This window comes from Nocardia altamirensis NBRC 108246 (assembly GCF_001612685.1).
Taxonomy (GTDB): domain Bacteria; phylum Actinomycetota; class Actinomycetes; order Mycobacteriales; family Mycobacteriaceae; genus Nocardia; species Nocardia altamirensis.
On the sequence record NZ_BDAY01000066.1, the window covers coordinates 1 to 20,173 of the forward strand.

At 65.0% G+C, this 20,173-nt stretch carries 18 protein-coding genes; 13 read left to right on the forward strand and 5 right to left on the reverse strand.

Features of this window, described 5'->3' with window-relative positions; all coding sequences use genetic code 11:
* From NA11_RS45895 to NA11_RS30380, 10 genes are all read left to right on the forward strand, one after another.
* Positions 1-570 (forward strand): phage tail tube protein (locus NA11_RS45895; RefSeq protein ID WP_218023405.1); only part of this gene is annotated, 570 nt, incomplete at its 5' end.
* Positions 571-711: 141 nt separating this feature from the next.
* Positions 712-969 (forward strand): hypothetical protein, encoded by a 258-nt coding sequence (locus tag NA11_RS30340; protein ID WP_069165463.1) that lies wholly within the window; start codon positions 712-714, stop codon positions 967-969.
* Positions 921-1,367 carry a DUF5361 domain-containing protein gene (locus tag NA11_RS45070; RefSeq protein ID WP_141717925.1) on the forward strand — a complete coding sequence of 149 codons (447 nt, stop codon included), beginning with the start codon at positions 921-923 and terminating at the stop codon, positions 1,365-1,367. The genes NA11_RS30340 and NA11_RS45070 overlap by 49 nt, the downstream gene beginning before the upstream one ends.
* Before the next feature lie 57 nt (positions 1,368-1,424).
* Positions 1,425-5,303: a phage tail tape measure protein gene (locus NA11_RS30350; protein WP_069165465.1), complete on the forward strand. Its 3,879-nt coding sequence runs from the start codon at positions 1,425-1,427 to the stop codon at positions 5,301-5,303.
* A 39-nt stretch (positions 5,304-5,342) separates the two neighbouring features.
* Positions 5,343-6,260: a hypothetical protein gene (locus NA11_RS30355; RefSeq protein WP_069165466.1), complete on the forward strand. Its 918-nt coding sequence runs from the start codon at positions 5,343-5,345 to the stop codon at positions 6,258-6,260.
* Positions 6,257-7,900 carry a Gp37-like protein gene (locus NA11_RS30360; RefSeq protein WP_069165467.1) on the forward strand — a complete coding sequence of 548 codons (1,644 nt, stop codon included), beginning with the start codon at positions 6,257-6,259 and terminating at the stop codon, positions 7,898-7,900. Before NA11_RS30355 ends, NA11_RS30360 begins: the two co-directional genes overlap by 4 nt.
* 2 nt (positions 7,901-7,902) lie before the next feature.
* A complete protein-coding gene (locus tag NA11_RS30365) occupies positions 7,903-8,325 on the forward strand; it encodes a phage gene 29 protein family protein (protein ID WP_069165468.1) in 423 nt (140 codons plus the stop codon).
* Positions 8,322-9,413, forward strand: a complete 1,092-nt coding sequence (locus NA11_RS46220; protein WP_069165469.1) for a glycine-rich domain-containing protein — start codon at positions 8,322-8,324, stop codon at positions 9,411-9,413. The genes NA11_RS30365 and NA11_RS46220 overlap by 4 nt, the downstream gene beginning before the upstream one ends.
* On the forward strand, positions 9,410-10,000 hold the full coding sequence (locus NA11_RS45080) for a hypothetical protein (RefSeq protein WP_069165470.1): 591 nt from the start codon (positions 9,410-9,412) through the stop codon (positions 9,998-10,000). Before NA11_RS46220 ends, NA11_RS45080 begins: the two co-directional genes overlap by 4 nt.
* Position 10,001: 1 nt before the next feature.
* Entirely contained in the window at positions 10,002-10,337 is a 336-nt protein-coding gene (locus NA11_RS30380) for a hypothetical protein (protein WP_069165471.1), read from the forward strand.
* A gap of 59 nt (positions 10,338-10,396) precedes the next feature.
* Here NA11_RS30380 and NA11_RS44205 read toward each other — a convergent pair whose 3' ends face one another.
* Positions 10,397-11,356 carry a PH domain-containing protein gene (locus tag NA11_RS44205; RefSeq protein WP_167837763.1) on the reverse strand — a complete coding sequence of 320 codons (960 nt, stop codon included), beginning with the start codon at positions 11,354-11,356 and terminating at the stop codon, positions 10,397-10,399.
* Between the two features lie 202 nt (positions 11,357-11,558).
* Here NA11_RS44205 and NA11_RS30390 point away from each other — a divergent pair, with 202 nt between their 5' ends.
* From NA11_RS30390 to NA11_RS30400, 3 genes are all read left to right on the forward strand, one after another.
* Entirely contained in the window at positions 11,559-12,095 is a 537-nt protein-coding gene (locus NA11_RS30390) for a YdcF family protein (RefSeq protein ID WP_245746265.1), read from the forward strand.
* A 1,005-nt stretch (positions 12,096-13,100) separates the two neighbouring features.
* Entirely contained in the window at positions 13,101-14,333 is a 1,233-nt protein-coding gene (locus NA11_RS30395) for an acyl-CoA dehydrogenase family protein (RefSeq protein ID WP_069165472.1), read from the forward strand.
* A complete protein-coding gene (locus NA11_RS30400) occupies positions 14,333-15,481 on the forward strand; it encodes an acyl-CoA dehydrogenase family protein (RefSeq protein WP_069165473.1) in 1,149 nt (382 codons plus the stop codon). The genes NA11_RS30395 and NA11_RS30400 overlap by 1 nt, the downstream gene beginning before the upstream one ends.
* Before the next feature lie 107 nt (positions 15,482-15,588).
* Here the strand turns inward: NA11_RS30400 and NA11_RS45085 are convergent, their stop codons facing one another.
* From NA11_RS45085 to NA11_RS30420, 4 genes are all read right to left on the reverse strand, one after another.
* Positions 15,589-15,813: a hypothetical protein gene (locus NA11_RS45085; protein WP_141717926.1), complete on the reverse strand. Its 225-nt coding sequence runs from the start codon at positions 15,811-15,813 to the stop codon at positions 15,589-15,591.
* Between the two features lie 217 nt (positions 15,814-16,030).
* Positions 16,031-16,450, reverse strand: a complete 420-nt coding sequence (locus NA11_RS30410) for a PIN domain nuclease (RefSeq protein ID WP_174567757.1) — start codon at positions 16,448-16,450, stop codon at positions 16,031-16,033.
* Positions 16,441-16,641, reverse strand: coding sequence for a type II toxin-antitoxin system VapB family antitoxin (locus tag NA11_RS30415; RefSeq protein ID WP_043670465.1), 201 nt, complete (start codon positions 16,639-16,641; stop codon positions 16,441-16,443). Before NA11_RS30415 ends, NA11_RS30410 begins: the two co-directional genes overlap by 10 nt.
* A 143-nt stretch (positions 16,642-16,784) precedes the next feature.
* Positions 16,785-19,784 carry a (Fe-S)-binding protein gene (locus NA11_RS30420; RefSeq protein WP_069165521.1) on the reverse strand — a complete coding sequence of 1,000 codons (3,000 nt, stop codon included), beginning with the start codon at positions 19,782-19,784 and terminating at the stop codon, positions 16,785-16,787.
* Positions 19,785-20,173 lie beyond the last annotated feature (389 nt).

The window sequence follows — 20,173 nt, forward strand, 5'->3', positions numbered from 1 at the left end:
CTCTACACCATGGCAAGTACTGTCAACAACGTTTACGCGGCGATGCCGAAGTCCACCGGCGCGGTGTTCCGCGCACCGCTGGGCACCGCGGGCCCTGCGACCGCCATCGATGCGCTGAACGCGGCGTTCACCGACTGCGGCTACATCGGCGAGGACGGTTTCACCGAGTCGAACACCCGGGAAACCGAGAAGAAGAAGGCCTTCGGTGGCTCCACCGTGAAGGTGCTGCAGACCGACTACACCGCGACCCTGAAGTTCGCGTTCCTGGAGTCGACCAGCGCCGATGTGCTCAAGGCCGTGTTCGGTGACGACAACGTCGTCCTCGACCCCGCCAAGGGCGATATCACCGTGAAGAAGAACAAGAAGGCGCTGCCGCACAACGCCTGGGTCATCGACACCGTCGACGACGCCGTCGGCGCGATCCGCACCTTCATCCCGAACGGCCAGATCACCGCGGTCGAGGACATCGTCAAGGTGCACTCCGACGTGATCATGTACACGGTCACCATGGAGTGCTTCGAGGACTCCAAGGGCAACAACATCTACGAGTACATCCACAAGAACGCGTAATTTCGCGCGCCACTGCGGATCTCGTTCCCGATCCCGCCCGGTGAGGTTCATTCAACCCTTGGACCGGGCCTGCCCTCACCGGGCGGGCTTCGAAAGGCCCTGTCCGCCAAAACAATCCGAAATCTCAGAAAGGTCCGGTCCATGATGGAAAAGTTCAGCTACACCGCCAAGAGCGGCAAGAAGATCACCCTGCCCCGCTTCGACAACATTCCGTTCGGCGTCATCCGCACCCTGCGCAAGGAGGGCGAGACCGAGCAGTTCTTCGGGCTCATCGAAGGCGTGTGCAGCGCAAAGGATCTGGCCGTCGTCGACGCGATGACCCAGGGTGAGGTGCGCGAGCTGATGACCGCATGGCAGCAGGAGTCGAGCACCGACCTGGGGGAATCCTCGGCCTCCTAGAGCTGTGCGATCAGCACGGGGAGGCGATCGAGGCCGATCTGATCCGAGCGGGCCTTCGGTTGCGTGATGTCGGCTCGAAGCGTTTCACCTGGCGTGATTTCGCGGTGCTCGTCCGCGAATCGAGTTCCGACAGCGCACTTTTGCGGGCCATGCATCCCGAGCGATACCGCTGGGGCCAGGTGGAGCACCTGCTCGCCGACCTGGTCGACGTGGCGAATCTGCTGCTGTGGAGCAAAACCAAGGACGGCAGCCACAACCGCAACCGCCCGGCGCCCTATCCGCGGCCCGGTGTCGAGGACAAGACCAAGCGACAGGTGAAAGGCACTGCGGTGCCGATGGATCAGGTGCGCACGCGGCTTGCCGCGCTGCAATCCGGAACAACTCAGACAAGCCACTGACCCCGTCGCGCAGCGCCGTCGCGGCCGCGCCGACCGAAGACCCGAATCGAGGTACCCATGACCGCGGAAGATACCGCAGGAGCAGCCGCCGAAGCCGCCGCAGCGGGCGAACAGATTGCCGCCACGTTCGAGGAGGTGCTGCGCACCTCGCTCACCGAGGCGCGGGCGGCGGTGGGCACCGCCTTCAGCGGGGCGGCGGAAGATGCGGCCCTAGCATTGAAGACCGGTCTCGAAGGCGTGGTCGTCAATGCCTTCACCAGCGCGGCGACGGTGGTCAAGACTTCGCTGCAGGGCGCCTTCACCGACATGAAACCCATTCTGCAGACCACCTTCACGGGCGCGGCGAAGGATGCCATCACCGGTGGCACCAAGGCGGGCGAACTGCTGTCGAAAGGTTTCGAGGAGGGGTTCACCGCAGGCCTGAACGGCTTCGCGGAACGGGCCGGGCTCGGCACCATCGTCGCGCCACTGCTGCAGCTCGGTACCGAGTTCAAGACCTCACTCGAGGAGGTCAAGACCGCGACCAGCGCGACAAGCGAGCAGATGAGGGAGGTGCGCAGCAAGGCCGAGGAGGTCGGGCTCGCCCTGCCGACCGCATCGGCCAAGGATGCCGCCGCCGCGATGGCCGAACTGGCCAAGAGTGGCTTCACCGTCAAGGACTCCATGGCCGCGGCCATGGGCACGGTGGAGCTGGCCGGTGCGGCCAGCATCAACGCCGCCGAGGCCGCTGGCCTGCAAGCGAATGTGCTGAAGTCGTTCGGCCTCGATGCGACTTCGGCAGGCACTGCCGCCGATGTGCTTGCCAGCGCGTCGGAGGTGATGGGCGCCAAGGTGACCGATGTCGCGAGCGCGCTCGCCGCCTCCGGCACGGGTGCTAGCGCGCTCGGCGTGAGCATGACCGATACGGCCGCGGCCATGGCGGTGCTCGGGCAGGCGGGTACACCCGCCGCCCAGGCGGGCAGCATGCTCGCCTCGATGTTCACGGGGCTCAGCTCGGGTACCGAGCCTGCCAAGGCCGCGATCGAGCAGCTCGGACTGACACTGACCGGGGTGGACGGCCAATTCGTCGGCATGCCTGCGCTGTTCGGTCAGCTGCAGACCGCGGCGCAGACGATGGCGCCGGGCATGTACGAGGCGGCGACCTCGGCACTGTTCGGCGCCGATGCCGTCGGCATCGCGTCACTGGCCGCAGAGCAGGGCGCTTCCGCGTTCGACTCGGTCGCCGGTGCGATCGGCAGGCAGGGCGCGGCGGCCGATCTGGCGGCCCAGAATGTCAGTGGCGCAAGTAAATTCATGAAGACGCTGGAAGACGGCGCGCTGTTCGTGACCATCGGGATCAGCAAGCTGTCCGATGCGCTGTCCGACTTGATCATCGCGGGCTTCGGCGGACTGAAGGCCGCCGGGCAGGGCCTGCTCAACTTCTATCGCGAATGGGCCGACATCATCAATTCGGTCGCCGTCGCGATCGGTACGTTCCTGCTGCCGGTGTTGGTCAAGCTCGGCGTCGAATACACCATGCTTGCCGCAAAAACGATCGCGACGACGGTGGCAACGACCGCCCAGACGATCGCGACGAACGTCCAGACGATCGCAACGAACATCGCCACGGCCGCAACGAACGCATGGAAATACGCGTTGACCATGCTCAAGGCGGCGGGCGGGCCGCTCATCTGGATCACCACGGCCATAGCCGCGCTGGCCGCCGGGCTGGTCTACTTCTTCACCCAGACCGAGACCGGCAAGAAGGCCTGGGCAGTGATCTGGGAGGGGATGAAGTCCGCCGTCGCCGCGGCCTGGGAGTTCATCAAACCCGTGTGGGACGGCTTCCTCAACGCCATGAAGTCGGTGGGCGAAACACTGATGTGGTTGTGGGGCACCGTGATCCAGCCGGTCTTCGGGCTGATCGGTGCACTGATCCAGCTGTGGTGGAACGGCTACGTGATGACGGTGTGGAGCGCCTTCACCGCCGCCGTCCAGTTGATCGGCACCGTGATCGAGTGGCTGTGGTCCAGCATCATTCAGCCGGTCTTCGGTCTCATCGGCGAGTTCATCTCGGCCTGGTGGAACGGCCTGGTCAAACCGATGTGGGACGGGTTCGTCGCGGTCATCCAGTTCGTCGGTGAGGCGATCAACTGGTGGTGGACGAGCATCGTCCAGCCGGTGTTCGGGCTGCTCGGTGAGCTCATCTCGGCGGTGTGGAACAACATCATCAAGCCGATGTGGGACAGCTTCGTCGCGTCGATCCAGCTGGTCGGCGACATCTTCACCTGGTTGTGGTCCAGCGTCATTCAGCCGCTGCTCGGTTTCATCGGCGAGACCATCTCGGCGGTGTGGAACAACATCATCAAGCCGATCTGGGACAGTTTCGTCGCTGCGCTGCAGTTGGTCGGCAGCGCCTTCCAGGCGATGTGGGACCAGTTCATCAGGCCGGCGTGGGAGCTGCTGCAGGCAGGCATCCAGGCTGGATGGGCGATCATCCAGACGGCCATCGAAACCGGCCAGAACGTGTTCAACACGTTGCGTGACACCGTGGTCAACGCGGTCAACACCATCCTGGAGTACTGGAACAAGATCAAGGACATCGTCGGAACTGTCGTCGATACGGTCGGCAAGATCGGCAGCACCGTCATCAACGGCGTCACCAGCGTCATCCCCGGCTTCGCGACGGGTGGGCACATCTCCGGACCGGGCACGGGCACAAGCGATTCCATTGTGGCGCGGCTGTCCGACGGCGAGTTCGTCGTCAACGCGAAGGCGACAAGCGAGCACCTCGGCCTGCTGCACGCCATCAACAGCGGCTCGATGTCCGGATCGCCCGAGGGCGGCGGACTACCCGGCTTCGCCCAGGGCGGTCTGGTCAGCGCCGATCAGCTCGTCGAATTCGCCAAGGGCGTCGAGGGTGCGGTGTACAACTGGGGCGGCGTCAACTGGGGCGACTGCTCCGGCGCCATCTCCGCACTGGCCAACTACGTTGCGGGACTGGAGCCTTTCGCTTCCCGATTCGCGACGGGGAACGAGGGCGACGCCCTGGTCGCCCGCGGATTCCAGCTCGGCAACGGTCCCGCGGGCAGCCTGCGGGTCGGCTGGTACAACGGCGGTCAGTTCGGCGGGCACACCGCGGCGACGCTGCCGAACGGGGTCAACTTCGAGATGGGCGGCCAGCGCGGCAACGGCCAATACGGCGGAATGGCCTCCGGCGCCAACGATTCGATGTTCACCGATCACGCCTTCTTCCAGTTCGCCGCCGCGCAGATGGCAGCGCCTACCGGTGTCGAACCGGTCAAGTCGAATCCGGCCACGGTGGCTCCCGCCACCACCACGCCGGCTGCGGCGGCGCCCACCGACAACCGCTCACCGATGGACAAACGGCAGGCTTCGACCTTCGATTCGATCCAATCGAACTTCACGAAGGCCGGAAACGCGTTCAAGAACGGGATGTTCGGCGACTTCCTCAACGTCTTCGGCATCCCCGATCTCGACAGCACGCCGCTGGCGAAGGCGGCGACCGCTTGGCAGAAGTCGAGTGAACAGTTCAACAAGGACCAAGCGTCGCAGGCTGAATGGCTGAAGACCAACAACACCGCAGACCCGGCAACCAGCACATCGATCTACTGGGACACCAGCCGTGGCCCCGAGCAGCTGCTCGATCTGCCCGGGCGACTTGCCAACGCGTTGATGGGCCGGATCTCGCCGACCCGATACGACAACGGCGGCTGGCTGCAGCCCGGTTTGACGTTGGTGGAGAACAAGACCGGGCAACCCGAGCCGGTATTCAACCCGCAGCAGTGGGCGCAGATGTCGGATCTGACGCAGAGCGGCAGCAACGACAACTCGATCAACATCGAGACCATGCACACGGGCATGACCGCCGAAGATTTCCGGCGGGAGATCAACCTGCTGCAGCGGGAACGTTCGCTGGGATTCGTGGGCCGGTGAAAAACCTAGCTGTACCTACTCTTTCGACAAGGACGGATCATGCCTGAGACGCTGATCGAATTGGAGGGCCACAACGGCCAGCGCTTCACGGTGGCGGGTCCCGGCGCGGGGGCCCGTGGGGTGTACCTCGCGCCGGAGAACGACGGCACCGAGTTCGACCTGCTGTACGACGCGCCCGTGAAGACGATCTGGAATTCGACCGCATTCCAGCTCGGCGCCAGCTACGGCGGCATGCGGGAGGAGAAGTACGAATTCACCCTCGCCTTCCACGTCATCGAATCCGCCACCGCCGCATGGCGGGACAACGACTCCGCACTGCGCAAAGCCTTCTCCTACGAGAAGCGCTCGAAACTGTGGGTGCAGGTGGACGATTCACGCCGCAGGCTCGATGTGCAGTTGGCATCGAACCCGCGGGTCAAGGTGGGGACCGATCCCAACGGCCGTCAGTACGGTCTGGTGCTCGTCCCGCTGGCCGCGGCGTATCCGCGCTGGATGGAAGCCGACGTGACCGCCACCTTCGTGACCACCAAGGACACCACGAACGGCAGCACCGAGCTGGGGTCGGTCAAGATCGCCAACCCCACCGACACCGAGATCTGGCTGAAATGGGTGCTCCAAGGCACCGGCGCCATCAAGTGGACACTGCCCGACTTCTCCTTCGGTGACGATCGTTTCGACCGCGCCACCAAGGACGCGGACCGGATGATCGTCATGCCGGAACTGCGGGCGAACGAGAACGTCCGGGTCGACACCGACGAGATGGCGATGGAAGGCCAGGTCGTTTCCTCGCTGGACACCGCGGTGTATCAGCGGATGAACGGCAAGATGTTCCTCTACCCTGTCCCGCCGTACACACCGGAAACCACACTGCCGGTGGCGGTTACGGGCGCACCTCAGGGCGCGGGGCTGCAGGTGCGCGTTCCGCGGTTGTGGACCAGGCCGTGGGGTCTGGAATGAGTACCGTATCGACGATAGATTTCGAGGCCGAGTACGCCGCGATCACCAGGCGGCTCGAGGCGAATCGGATCAAACGGCTACGGCCGCCGGTGGTTCGGATCTGGGATGGCAACTGGGTACTGCGCGGCCAGGTTTCGCACACCTATACCGGGTCGTTCCAGGAGGTCGACTCGGAGACCGGCGTCGGCAAGATCGAAATGCCAGAGGACTACTACCTGTCCAAGTGGATCATCGATCACGACACGCGCAAGACCAAGAACCTGCACGTCACCGTCGACAAGGACGGCGTGCGATGGTCGGGCCGGATGGATTCCTACGAGATCGAGAAGAACTCCACCGGCCAGACAGTCGTGCGGGTGTTCTTCAAGCACGACTACGAAGAGCTCAAGCACATCATCTGCTGGAGCAATCCGTTCCTGCCCGCCGAAATCCAGTTCCCCCGTTTGTGGTTGATGTTCGGACCGGCGAAATGGGCGCTGAAGCTGACGCTGCTGGTGAACATCTGGCGGCTGGAATCGTCGATCTGGATGCTGCCCGATGATCCGCTGGATCCCAAGCAGTGGTTCAACTTCGACCAGACGACCTGGTCGATGGTGGTCAAGCCGCTGAAGATCGAGGACGACAGATCCCCGTTCGCGGTGGTGCATTCCCGATTCAAGGACTTCCACACCGTCGCCAAGAACATTCTCGCCGACGGGCAGCTGACCCCGACGTTCCGGCGCTACCTCGACGGCGACGAGCCGCCGTGGCCAGGTGCCCGACTCAAGCACGGCTGCCTGGTCATCGATATCGAGGACAAGTCCGGGTGGACCTCAGGAACCTCCTTCGGCGGTGATCTTTTCGGCGGTCTGCTGCACGCGATCACCAACATCGGCAGTGACGGCAAGACCGAGAACGTGCAAAGCATCAGCGACCCAGCGTTTCCCGACGAGTACTACCAGCCGGGCTGGAAGGGCACAGTGCCGTCCGCGCCGGGCATCATCTACCGGGAGACCAAACGCAACGGCATCGTCTCCTCTGGGTTCGTCGGAAGGCCCGCCACCGATGTGCAGGTCGTCACCGGTGGCCACAGCATGCCGGGCGTCAACGAATTGATCAGCGCCGCAATCCAAATGGCGGGCGACTTGATCGCGATGATGATCGGCGTTCCGCCGGTCGGCGGTGCGGTCGACGCGATTCTCAAACCGCTCTACACCGACACTCTGTTGGCCTGGCAGGCGTGGAAATCGCCAGCAAGAGCACAGCAGCTCGGTTGGTCGCACTACAAGGAAGGGCTTGCGAGCTCCTCGAGCAAGGCGTACACGCTCTCGGCGCTGATCACGTTGCGCGCCAAGCTGTGGGCCACTCGCGAGCAGTTCTCCCATCAGGTGCAGGTCGCCGACGGCGCACCGTGGCTGATCGGTCAGCGCGGCAAGGGACATTTCTACGTCGGCGATCGGATCGGCACCACGGTCAAGGGCGCGCCCAAGGGAAAGATCTACGTGGAGCGGGTATCCGAGGCCACGTTGTCCTGGAGCCGGGACCGGTCACCGTCCTGGGCGATCACCGTCGGCCACCGCGAAGAACGCGATCCCGTGGTCAAGGCCCTGGAAAAGGTGCAGGAACTGTTCGGAATCGCGCACGACCTAGGAGTGATGTAACCATGCGTCTGCCTACCCAGCAGCTCTGCGATATGGAAAAGCCCGACGAGCACCTGCTCTGGGCGCTCGCACAGATTTCGATGTCGCCGACGCAGCCGATGCTGCTGCAGGAATCCATCGCGCGGGTCATGTCGAAACACCTGTACGAGTGCGGTTTTCGCCACCACCCCGAGTTCCAGGAGAAGAAGCTGCAGGTGCCGCACCGCGGTCAGCAGCACATGCTCAACGGCTCGGCCACCTGGGTGCCGGTCGATGACGATGAGCCAGAGCCGGTGGTGCTGCCGGATATCGCGGCGATGACGACGCACGAGCAGGAGCACATTATCAACCAGCTCAAGGAGCTCGGACGCATCGCCGATCCCGTCGAGGCCGTCGACGTCGCCGAGGAGACGAGCCTGCGTGCACTTCAGGAGGGGCAGCCATGACGACTCCTGGCCAGGGCGCACCCGACGGTGCGTTCGTGGTGCGCAGCCGGTACGGGCAGGACATCACCGAGCAGTCCGCGAAGGCGATCATGAGAGGTGGTGTGGTCAAGTCCTTCTCCGGTGCACAGGACGCTGCGCACAACACCTACAACAACGTGATCGACGATCATTCGCGCAGCATCACCGAATTGCGGGCCGCCTATGACAAATTGGTGTTGCAGGGCAAGGCGATCGTGTTCGCCTCGGACAACAGCTACACCCCGACGCCAGGCACCGTTTCGATCGACCTGATCATCATCGGTGCGGGCGCGGGCGGCGGTGCCGGGTGGGCAGGCGGGCTGCCTGCCTACGAGAACGGCGGGGGCGGCGGAGGCGGCGGAGGAGAGGTCCACGTCAAGATTCCCGCCGCCCTGCTGGCGAAAGACAGTGCAGGCAAGTTCGTACCCATTCCGATCATCGTTGGTAGGGGCGGCGACGGGGGCGTCGCCATCGGCGCTCCCGGACGTGGCGGCGGGAATACGATTTTCGGCAGCGGCGCCCAAGCACTGACCGTCACGGGCGGCACCGGCGGGGGCGGCGGTGCGGAAAACACTATGAATACCGGCCCGGGCGGTCCAGGTGGTGTCGGGATGATTTTCGGCGGCAACGGTGGTCGCGCGTCGGCGCAGTCGCCGTCCGGGGAGTCGTCCGTACCGACCAGGGCCGAGCGCGGCGGATCGTCCATCAGCTCGTATGACCTCTACGGCGGTGGTGGCGGTGGCGGCGGCGGTGGATCAGGTAATCCTCAGGACGCTGGGCGCTGGCTTGGCGCGGACGGCGGCGCGGGCGGCATCGCCGCCGGCGGCAAGGGTGGGGCGAACGGCGCGCCCGGAAATCCCGGAAGCGTGCCGAGCTCCATCCTTGCGACCGGTGGTGGCGGCGGTGGTGGTGGCGGCGTCAACGGTGGCGGCAAAGGTGGCGACGGTGCCGTTCCCGGTGGCGGTGGCGGCGGCGGCGGAGGCGGTCGCAACGACGCCGCGCGTGGCAAGGGGGGCAACGGCGGCAACGGCATTGTGTACGTGATCGAGCGCGGAGCCGAGCCCAAATGATCACCCGGCTGCTGGTGTTCACCGCCAACGCCAGCTGGACCAAGCCGGCCAGGCTGTCATACATCGATGTGTGGCTGCGCGGTGGCGGTGGCCAGGGCGGTGCGAAGACCGGTGGTGGGGGCGGTGCTGCGGTGGAGCGTCTGCGAATAAAGGCCGCCGATCTCCCTGCGACGGTGGCGATCTCGGTTGGTACGGGCGGCGGCGGCGATGGTGGTGCCTCCGTCTTCGGCGAGCCGCAACTGACCGCGCCGGGCGGGGCGGCCGGGACGGCGAGCAGCGGTGGGGCAGGGGGCATTTCGTTCATCGTCGGCGGCCGCGGCGGGGACTCCGGCAAGCCGGGCGAGTCCACCACGTCCAGCGCGGTCCGGCTGCTTGCCGGTGGCGGTGGCGGTGGCGGATCGGCGGCTGCCGGCGGAAAGTCCGGCCTGGCAACCGTTTCCAGCAATCCGCCGTACTGGCAGGCACTTCAGTCGGGAGCGGGCGGCAACAGCGGTCAGCCGGGCGGCTTTCCCGCAGGCGGTGGCGGCGCGGGTGCCAAGGGCGCGAACGGCGTCGTCACCGTCATCGAATATCTAGAGGAGAACTGAGATGACAACCAACAAAGCCATCCTGCACATCGATGCCGTTGGCGGATATATCGGTCCGGCCCGTTGCTACCGCCTCGAGCCTCCGAAGCAGTTCGAGAGCACGGCTGTCGAGTACGTGACGATCTGGCTGCAGCGGCCGTTCGCGCACCAGGCGCCCGAGGTCGGCCTCGTCGCGGCCACCGAAACCGGCGCCGCCGCAGGACAATCGGTGCATCGTATGCCGGGTTCGTTTGTCCTACACGACAACCCGGAGACTCCGGACTACATCGACGGCGCTTACCGTATGGCCCTCGGCCTGCTCGGCGGCTATGCGATCGCCGACTCGACCGAGGCATAGCCCGATCACTCGAGAACGAAGACGGCCCGGAGCAATCCGGGCCGTCTTTGTCGTTTCGGCTACATGCGGTTGAGCAGGTCGTGCTTCTTCGCGGCGAACTCGGCGTCGGTGAGGATGCCGGACGCGTGCAGGTCGGCCAGCTGGCGGATCTGGTCGGCGACGTTCGGTGCTGGTGCTGGTGCTGGTGCTGGTGCTGGTGTAGCGGTTGGCTGGGCCATGGACTGCCGGACCGCGTCGGCCAGCGGCGCCAGATCGTCGTTCTTGACCTTGGAGATCGTCGCGGTGTTGCCGGAGGCGAAGATCTTCAGCTCGCCGGTGCGCCGGCCGGAGCTGGTTTGTACCGAGGAGATGGTGCGCAGCGGGAAGTCTTCGAGGCGCTTGCGGATCATGCCGTGGAAGAAGAACAGCACGCGCTGGTCGGTGAGGACCACGATGCCTTCGTCGCCTTCATAGGTGCCCTGGGCGATGAAGCGGACCGTCTCCTCGGCGCGCAAGTGCTCGCCGAGGTTGCGGATCTCCTGGGTGCCACCCCAGGTGGTGCCCATCCGGACCGTCGCGGCGATGACGTCCGCACGGGCGTCCGGTCCGGCGTAGGTCTGCGCGGCGCGTTGCTTGCTCGCCGCCTCCCGTTCGCGCTGGCGGTCGACGCGATTGGTGCCGGATTCGTAATCGATGGTGCTGGAATCTATCCCCATCGCCTGGTTCTGCTGAACGACCGAGAGCAGCCACTCATACAGCTGCCGGAACTGCGCGGTTTGCTTGGGGCCGAACACAATCGCGTCGGGGTCACTAGCAGCATCGCGACCGTGGTCGACCGCTGGGTTGCCCCCCAATCCGAGTTGCAGATGACCGGCCTTCAATGCGCTCGGTTCTTGGAAGAACACACCTGAGACCGCGCCGAGTGGGACGCGCCGCGGTGCGACCTTGCCGAAGCCGACCCTGGCGTTGAACCCGTCCCTGCTGATGACGATGGCGTCGTTCTCCACTGTGATCTGACCGGTAGACCCCTCGTATCGCAACGCTGTCTTCCTTCGCTCCCGCGGGGACACCAGCCGCCCCCCATCCGCACGAATCATCACACGACCGAATCGCCCTCGCCACTGGCACATTCGTCGCTTTCCGAGTGCTGAGCGGCTGCGGCGTTGCCCACTACTCGCGATGCTGCTGCGGTGTGCCGACGCCGAAGAAATGACCTGGAGAGATGCGGTTAGCATCGATCGGGTGCGACGTCGCCGCTCGATCAGGATCGGGGTCGTTCTCGTGGTGCTCGGCGCCATGGTGATTGCCGCGCTCTGGCCGGTCTATGTTCGTCCACAGACCGATAGTCCGGCGGCCGCCGACGCGATTCTGGTTCTCGGTGGTGCGCACGACGGCCGTGAGCAGCTCGGGCTTCGGCTGGCCCACGAGGGATTCGCGCCCCGGGTCCTGCTTTCCGACCCCTATGCGAACAGCGCGATGATCAATCGAATCTGCCACGGCGGCTACACGTTTCAGGTCATCTGCTTCGACCCCGCGCCACGCACCACCCGTGGTGAAGGCCGGTATCTCGCGCAGCTCGCCCGTGCCAACGCGTGGCGCAGGGTCATCGTTGTCACTTTTACCCCGCATATTTCCCGTGCCCGCTACATTCTCGGAAAGTGCTGGTCGGGGGAGCTGTTGTTCGTCGATCCGCGGCCGCGGCTTTCGGTGGCGCGCTGGGCCTACGACTACGGCTATCAGACCGTCGGTTATGGCAAGGCCTTCTTCGAGGATTGCTAGCCGACGGCTGTTGCCGGAAATGGGAGTGCCCGAGGCTCCCCCCTTCGGAGCCCCGGGCCCGACCGCAACTGTGTTGCTCCAGGTGCGCTACAAAGTTGCGGCCGGTCTATCCCCTCCGTGCCGATCGCCATCGCGTCGGGTGGTCGATGGCGATCATTCCCTCGGTTCTTCCGCTGCTTCTGCCCGTTTCGGGTACGGGCCGGGCGGAAGTTCGGCAGCTCGAACTGCCTCGAACTGCCGGTACATAGTCGTACCACGTGGTGGGATGACGGGGTCGCAGGCGGTTTCAGTGTGAGACCGCGTAGCGGTAACTCATAGCTTGCTGTCATTTGGACAGTTGACCAAAACGTCGCAGTGACGGTTGGAGACCTCCGGTTGGAGCGCGTGTGGTTTCGAGGGCGGCAACGTGACGCTGTGGTTTATTGCAGGCCACCGCGAGGCAACGAGAATCGGATATCTCGGTGAAGGAGTTATTCGCCCGGTGTCGAGTCGATCGAATCAGGGTGGGGCACTTGTTGAAACGTAAGATGTCTGCTGCTGGCGAGCGGGTAAGCAGCTATCGGTGAGTAACTCCCGAGAGAAAAGTCACGAAAATGTTTAGTAACGATCACGGCGGAGTGACGATGCATTCCCGTGCCTCGCTCAATCATGTTCGAGTGCCCAAAGATTGGTGCTGTCAATTGTGCCGAATGTCGAACGTGTCTGTACTTGTCTTGCATGGCAATGCTTTTGGTCGTCACCGTGGCTCGAGGCCGCGGAACGGGTTGTAGCGCTGAAGTACCCGTTCGGATATCTCGCGAATCGAGTCCCCGGCATCCCTTGGTGGTGGCGTCGGCCGAGCTATCGGCCACGGGGTGATGGTCGAGGCAGCCGATCTGCCGCGCACTGATCAATTGCTGGCAGGTGACTTCAGTTTGCTAACCTGGGTGCGACGGGCATACATTCCGTCCCACATCGGCGGTTCGCCGGTGCTGAGGCAATGGCGCACACCCTCTGGGAGGGCTGATGGAATTCGACTGGTCAGCGGCCGATGTGGCGTTTCGGGACGAGGTGCGGGCGTTTCTGGACGCAAACCTGACTCCTGAGCTGCGCAGGGCCGGGCGCTTGGCGACGAGCGTCTACCCGGATCACGAGGCGAGCATGGCGTGGCAGCGCATCCTGCACGAGCGGGGGTGGGCGGCACCGGCCTGGCCGGTGGAACACGGCGGCTGCGCGTGGAGCTTGACTCAGCATTACATCTTCAGCCGGGAATCGACGCTGGCGGGCGCGCCTCCCTTGTCGCCGATGGGGATCAGGATGGTCGCGCACGCGATCATCGCCTACGGCACACCGGAGCAGCAGGCGTTCTATCTGCCGCGGATCCTGAGCGGGGAAATCTTCTTCTGCCAGGGCTATTCGGAACCGGAGGCCGGCTCGGATCTGGCGTCGCTGACCATGGCCGCCGTCGACGACGGCGACGACCTGGTGTGCACCGGCAGCAAAATCTGGACAACCCATGCGACCGAGGCGAATTGGATCTTCTGCCTGGTGCGCACCTCGCGGGCAGGCAAGAAGCAGCAAGGCATCACGTTCCTGCTGATCGACATGACCACGCCGGGCATCGAGATCCGGCCGCTGGTGATGACGTCCGGAGAACAGGTGCAGAACCAGGTCTTCTTCGACAATGTCCGAGTGCCGAAGAGCAACGTGCTCGGGCAGATCGACGACGGCTGGACCGTCGCCAAGTACCTGCTGGTGTTCGAGCGCGGCGGCGGTGCGATGGCCCCGTACCTGCAGGCGATGGCACAGGAAGTCGCCGTCGCGGCGGCCGAACAGCCTGGGCCGGACGGCAATCCGTTGCTCGATGACGCGGCGTTCGCGGCGCGGCTCGCGGACGCGCGGATTCGGTCCGACGTGCTCGAAATCCTGGAGTACCGCACGATTTCGGCGATGTCGCGCGGCCAGAACCCTGGTCCTGCCGCGTCCATGCTCAAGATCTTGGCGACCGAGCTGAGTCAGCAGCTGACCGAGCTGGCACTCGAGGCCGCCGGTCCGCGCGGTCGCGTGTACCAGCCGCATGCCACCGCGCCCGGCGGGCCGATCGCCGAGTTCGTGCCGCCCGCGGACGGCTACACCAGCGGCGCCGACTGGCAGGCTGTCGCGCCACTGCGCTACTTCAACGACCGAGCAGGCTCGATTTACGCGGGCAGCAACGAGATTCAGCGAAACATTCTCGCCAAAGCAGCATTGGGGCTCTGATGGACTTCACGCTTACCGATGAGCAGGAACTGCTCCGCTCCGCGCTCGCCGGATTCCTCGGCGCCCGCTACGAACTGGTGAAAAGCCGAACGGCGGCCAAGGTCGGTGCGGGCTGGCAGCCGGCCATCTGGCGCGGGTTCGCCGATGAGCTCGGCATTCTGGGTGCGACCCTGCCCGAACGGGTCGACGGGCTCGGTGGTGGACCGGTCGAATTGATGGTCATCGCCGAGGAACTCGGGCGGGCGCTCGTCGTCGAACCGTTCGTGGACACGGTCGTCATCGGCGCCGGTCTGCTCGACCGATCCGGTGGCGAGCGAGCCGATGCGGTGCTGCGCCAGATCGTGTCCGGCGACGCCCGCACCGCGTTCGCCGCACTCGAACCCACCTCCGGCCAGACACTGCACGACGTCTCGACCACAGCACGGCGCGACGGTGAGGCGTGGCTCCTCGACGGCGCCAAGACCGTCGTGACCAGCGCGCCGCTCGCGACCCACCTGCTCATCACCGCCCGTACCGCGGGCGACCGTCGCGATCAGCGCGGAATCTCGTTGTTCTGCACCGAGTTCGACGCCGATAACCCGCCCGCGGGCGTCGAGGTGCACTCCTACCGGACCATCGATGATCGAGTAGCGGCCGACCTCACCTTCACGGGCTACGCGCTACCGGCCGACGCCGTGCTCGGCGTCGAGGGCACCGCCTGGGTCGCCATCGAGCCCACCATCGATGAGGCCATCGCCGCCATCTGCGCCGAGGCCGTCGGCTGTATGCGCAAGGTTCTCGCCGACACCCTCGATTACGTCAAGCAGCGCAAGCAATTCGGCCAACCCATCGGCAGCTTCCAGGCCCTGCAACACCGCATGGTCGACATGTACATGGAACTCGAACAAGCCATCGCCGCCGTCTACCTGGCCATCTACTCCCTGCAAGCCGACCAGCCGACCCGCGCCCGCGCCGTCTCCGCCGCCAAGGTCACCGTCAGCCGCGCCGCCCGCTTCATCGGCCAAAACGCCGTCCAATTGCACGGCGCCATGGGCATGACCGAAGAACTGGCCATCGGCCACTACTTCAAACGCCTCACCGCCATCCACCAAGAATTCGGCACCCCCACCACCCACCTGACCCGCTACGCAACCCTGACCCGCCCGTAGAACACCCGAACTGGCGGGTCGAGCCTGTGCGTCCAGCGCGAACTCGACCCGTCTTGTACCTCCGAGACCCTGCCGCAACGACTTTGGTCGGCCGACTGCCGCGGACATCAGCCGCGCCTTTCTCGCGCGACCTCCTTCCGGATCGCACGCAGCTCAGCCAGTACGACGCTCGGGTCATCCTCATCATCCAGAGGCACCGACGTCGACATGAGTGCGTCGTATTGCTTCTGGCGCCGTTGTTCCTGCTGTGCTGATACGTCCGCCGAGGTTTGCGTGCTGACAGAATTGGAGTACGCGGGTGATGTGGAGTCGACTTTCGGTGGTGTATCCATGGAGCGATCTCCTTTCTGAGGCGGACCGTCGAGAGTTCGTCGCCGAAACCCTCTGCGCCCGATCTGATCTCGAGTCCGGCCAGTTCGACCGACTGACCGCAACGCTTGCTGCGTGGCGGGGTACTGCGGCGGCGTACACGGATTCGGCTATCCACATCGATGCCAGCGATCTGCACTACTTGGACGAGCCGGTTCCGGCGCCTGATCCCAGCGGTCGCTAGCTCGTCTTCAGTCGCTGGTGTGGCTGGCCGGTCACACCAGCGATCGTTTGATAGTCGTTGTCCACATGTAAGACGGTGGCGCCATGGATCTCGGCGGTCGCGGCGATGATCAAATCGGGGATCGGAAGGCGATGCGTGCCACCTTCAGCCAGAATCCCCTGGACCTGTAATGCCCGATCCATGACCTCTTCGGTGACCGGTAGCCACACAAGGGACTGCTGGCCTGCGAGCTTCGCGACGTAGTCGGCATGAGAGCGCGCAGAGTATCCGATCTCCAGCGCGGTGAGGTGGCAGGCGGCAACCAGCGCGCCTGGTGCGCCGGTCACCTTTGCGAAGTCGGCTGCAGACATCTCGTCACGAAGCACCCACTCCAGCGCTGACTTGTCCGCGAGCATGAACAGTGTCCTCAGTGCCAAGCTCCCCTCATGGCTTCGGGCGAAAGGTCGGTCTCGCTGTCACGCAACTGCTGGATCATCTTCGACACAGCTCGCCTGTTCGCGACCTCCCGCAAAGCGGCATTCACGGTCGCGACCTTTGTCTTTGTACCCAACTCCTCCGCTGCGAGAGCGAGGGCGTCGTCGTCGATGTCTATTAGTGTCCGTGACATCACGATCCTCCTGATATCAGAATCTCCATCTCGATGATATCAACACATCGGAGGTGGGGATACCTTCCAACTCTTCCTACCGTGCTGCAGAAACGGCTCGGCCCGGGTCTGGTGTACAGACCCGGGCCGAGAGGGCTCGTCCGCTAGTTCTTGCGGCCGGGGGCCTTGGCGTTTGACTTGAAGCCGAGTCCGCCTGGCTTGGCGGCGGGGGGTGCGGCTTCGGGGGCGCTGTTGCCGTTGGCGGGCTGGTCCGGGTCCGGGGTTTGGTCCGTCTCAGTGGATTCCGGGGCGGGTGCCGGATCGGCGGGGGCCGGGGTGCCTGGTGCTTTCGGGCCGGGGCGTTTGAAGCCGGACTTCATGGCCAGGCCCTTGGCGGGCAGCGTCGGCTTGGTTTCGGTGGGTTCCGAAACCGGTTCGGCGGCAGCTGCTTCCGGCGCGCTTACGGCGGGCGGCGTGGGAGCCTTCGCACCAGGAGCCTTGGCGCCGGGCGCTTTGGCCGCGCCCTTCATGCCGAGCCCGCCCGGTTTCTTGGCGGGGCCCTTCATGGCGAGACCCTTGACCGGGGGCGCCTCGGTAGCCTGCTCGGCTTCGGCCGGTGCCGATTCCGCCTGGGCGCCAGGTGCTTTGGCCGCGCCCTTCATGCCGAGCCCGCCCGGTTTCTTGGCGGGGCCCTTCATGGCGAGACCCTTGACCGGAGGCGCTTCGGTAGCCGACTCGTCTTCGGCCTTGGCGCCGGGCGCCTTTGCCGCGCCCTTCATGCCGAGCCCGCCGGGTTTCTTGGCAGGTCCCTTCATGGCGAGACCACCACCGGTCGGTGCAGCCTTGGCCGCAACCGGCGCCGCGGGCTCGGGTTCAGGCTCGGCAACCTCTTCCACCACAGGCGCTTTCGGCTCCTGGATGACGGTGAGGTTCGCGGTGAGCGTGCTCGAGTCGACGCGGTCGATCGCGTCGAGCATGAGCTGCGCGACGTCGACGACCTCGACCCCTTCGCCCTCGCCCTTTTCCTGGCGGGCGGTGACGCCGTCGGTGAGCATGACGCGGCAGAACGGGCAGCCGGTCGCGATCTTGCCCGGCGTGCTGCCGCCGGACGCGGTCAGGGTGTTGAGGCCCTCGTCGACGCGGTCGACGTTGATCCGCTTGCCGAGCTGTTCTTCCATCCACATGCGCGCACCACCGGCGCCGCAGCACATGGAACGCTCACCGTGCCTCGGCATTTCGACGAGGTTGGAGCCCGCCGCCGCCATCAGTTCCCGGGGCGCGTTGTAGACCTTGTTGTGCCTGCCCAGGTAGCAGGGGTCGTGGTAAGTGACGTTCTGGGTGACCGAGGCGACCGGGATCAGCTGCTTCTGGCGCACCAGGCGATTGAGCAGCTGCGTGTGGTGCACCACCTCGTAGGTGCCACCCACCTGCGGGTACTCGTTGTTCAGCGCGTTGAAGCAGTGCGCACAGGTGACGACGATCTTTTTCTTCTTGTCCTCGACGCCCTCGAAGACCGAGTTCAGCAGTTCGATGTTCTGCGCGGCCAACTGCTGGAACAGGAATTCGTTGCCTGCGCGCCTGGCCGAGTCGCCGGTGCAGGTTTCCTCGGCGCCGAGCACCATGAACTTCACGCCTGCGGTGGCGAGCAGCTCGGCGACGGCCTTGGTGGTCTTCTTCGCGCGGTCCTCGTACGCGCCTGCGCAGCCGACCCAGAACAGGTATTCGTAGCCGTCGAAGCTGTCGGCATCGCGACCGAAAACCGGGATCTGGAAGTCCATCTCGTTGATCCAGTTGAGCCGGTCCTTGGAGTTCTGACCCCACGGGTTGCCCTTGTTCTCCAGGTTCTTGAACAGACCGGCGAGCTCGGACGGGAACTCCGATTCGATGAGCACCTGGTAGCGGCGCATATCGATGATGTGGTCGACGTGTTCGATGTCGACGGGGCACTGCTCGACGCAGGCGCCACAGGTCGTGCACGACCACAGCACCTCGGGATCGATGATGCCGTGCACATCCTCGCCGCCGACCAGCGGACGTTCGGCTTCGGCCTTGGCGGCCTCGGAGATCTTGGCCAGCGCCGCCTCGTCCGGCTTGCCTTCGGCGTCGACGAGTCCGACCTCGTCGCCGCCCATGTCCTTGCGTCCGCCTGCCAGCAGGTACGGCGCTTTCGCGTACCCGTGGTCGCGCAGCGACATGATCAACAGCTTCGGCGACAACGGCTTTCCGGTGTTCCATGCCGGGCACTGCGACTGGCATCGACCGCACTCGGTGCAGGTGGTGAAGTCCAGCCAGCCCTTCCAGGAGAAGTCTTCGATCCGGCCTGCGCCGAAGGTGTCGTTGTCGGGGTCTGCGGTTTCCATGTCGACCGGCTGACCCTTGGACATCATCGGCTTGGCCGCGCCGAGCGCGACGTCGCCGTCGTCCTCACGCTTGAAGTAGATGTTCGGGAACGCGGAGAACCGGTGCCACGCCACGCCCCAGGTGATGTTGCGGCCGACGAGGTAGAGGAAGGCCATGCCGGACATCAGCTTCACGAACGCGAACAGCGCGACCATGGTGGTGTTGGCGGGCAGCAGCTTGGCGACCTGCATGGTGAAGAAGTCGGTCCACGGCTCGGAATGCCCGTAGGCGGCGATCTTGCCTGCCTTCACGAAGATCATGCCGAGGCCTTCGATGAGCACGATCAGCTCGATCACGTAGGCGGGGCCGAACTTCGAGCCGCTGAAGCGGGACAAGCGCTCCGGCAGTCGCGGGTGGTTCAGCTGGCGCAGGACGATCAGGGTGCCGATGCCGACGACGGTGCCGATGCCGAGGATCTCGTCCCACAGGTGGTAGATCGCCCAGTTGCCGATGATCGGCCAGTGGAATGCGGGGTCGAAGGTCTGGCCGTATGCCTCGAACCACAGCATCGCGCCGCCAAGGAAGCCGACCATGACGAGCCAGTGCGCCCAGCCGACGGTGCGGAACTTCGCCATGCGCGTGTGCGCGATGAATTCCACCAGCATCTGCTTGAAGCGCGGGAAGAACGGCCGCCAACGATCCGGTGCGGGCTGTCCGATCATGATGGCGCGCGCGATGTTCCGGACGCCGCCGATGAACGAAGCCCAACACAGGAGGCTGAGCGTCGCCCCAATCGTGCCCAGCGTCACTGTCAGGGCATTCATGTCGCGACCTTTCTCTAGAGGCAACACGAGCGTGGGCAGTTTCAGCACTGCCCGGTTGGCTCGTATCCTAACCGGCAGTAAGTTACCCACCGGTAACAACCACTGTCTACCGTACGATCTGCACCCGAGCTATGCCCCATCTTGCTGGGGCTTGACCGGCGATTTGGCTGTGGCGAACGTCACAGCTGCCCGTCCATCCAAGCGCGTGTTCCGTGATCAACACCGTAAACCTGGGTCCATCCAGACAAATCGGTAAGGCCAGGCTTAGTCCTGAACGGATGTAACGAATCTCGTATCCACGCCACTGGTCGATTACGCTCACGACGTTCTTGTCTGCTGTGCCCGTTTCCACACTGCTCGGGGAGGATCCGGGGCGACCGCCCGGATTT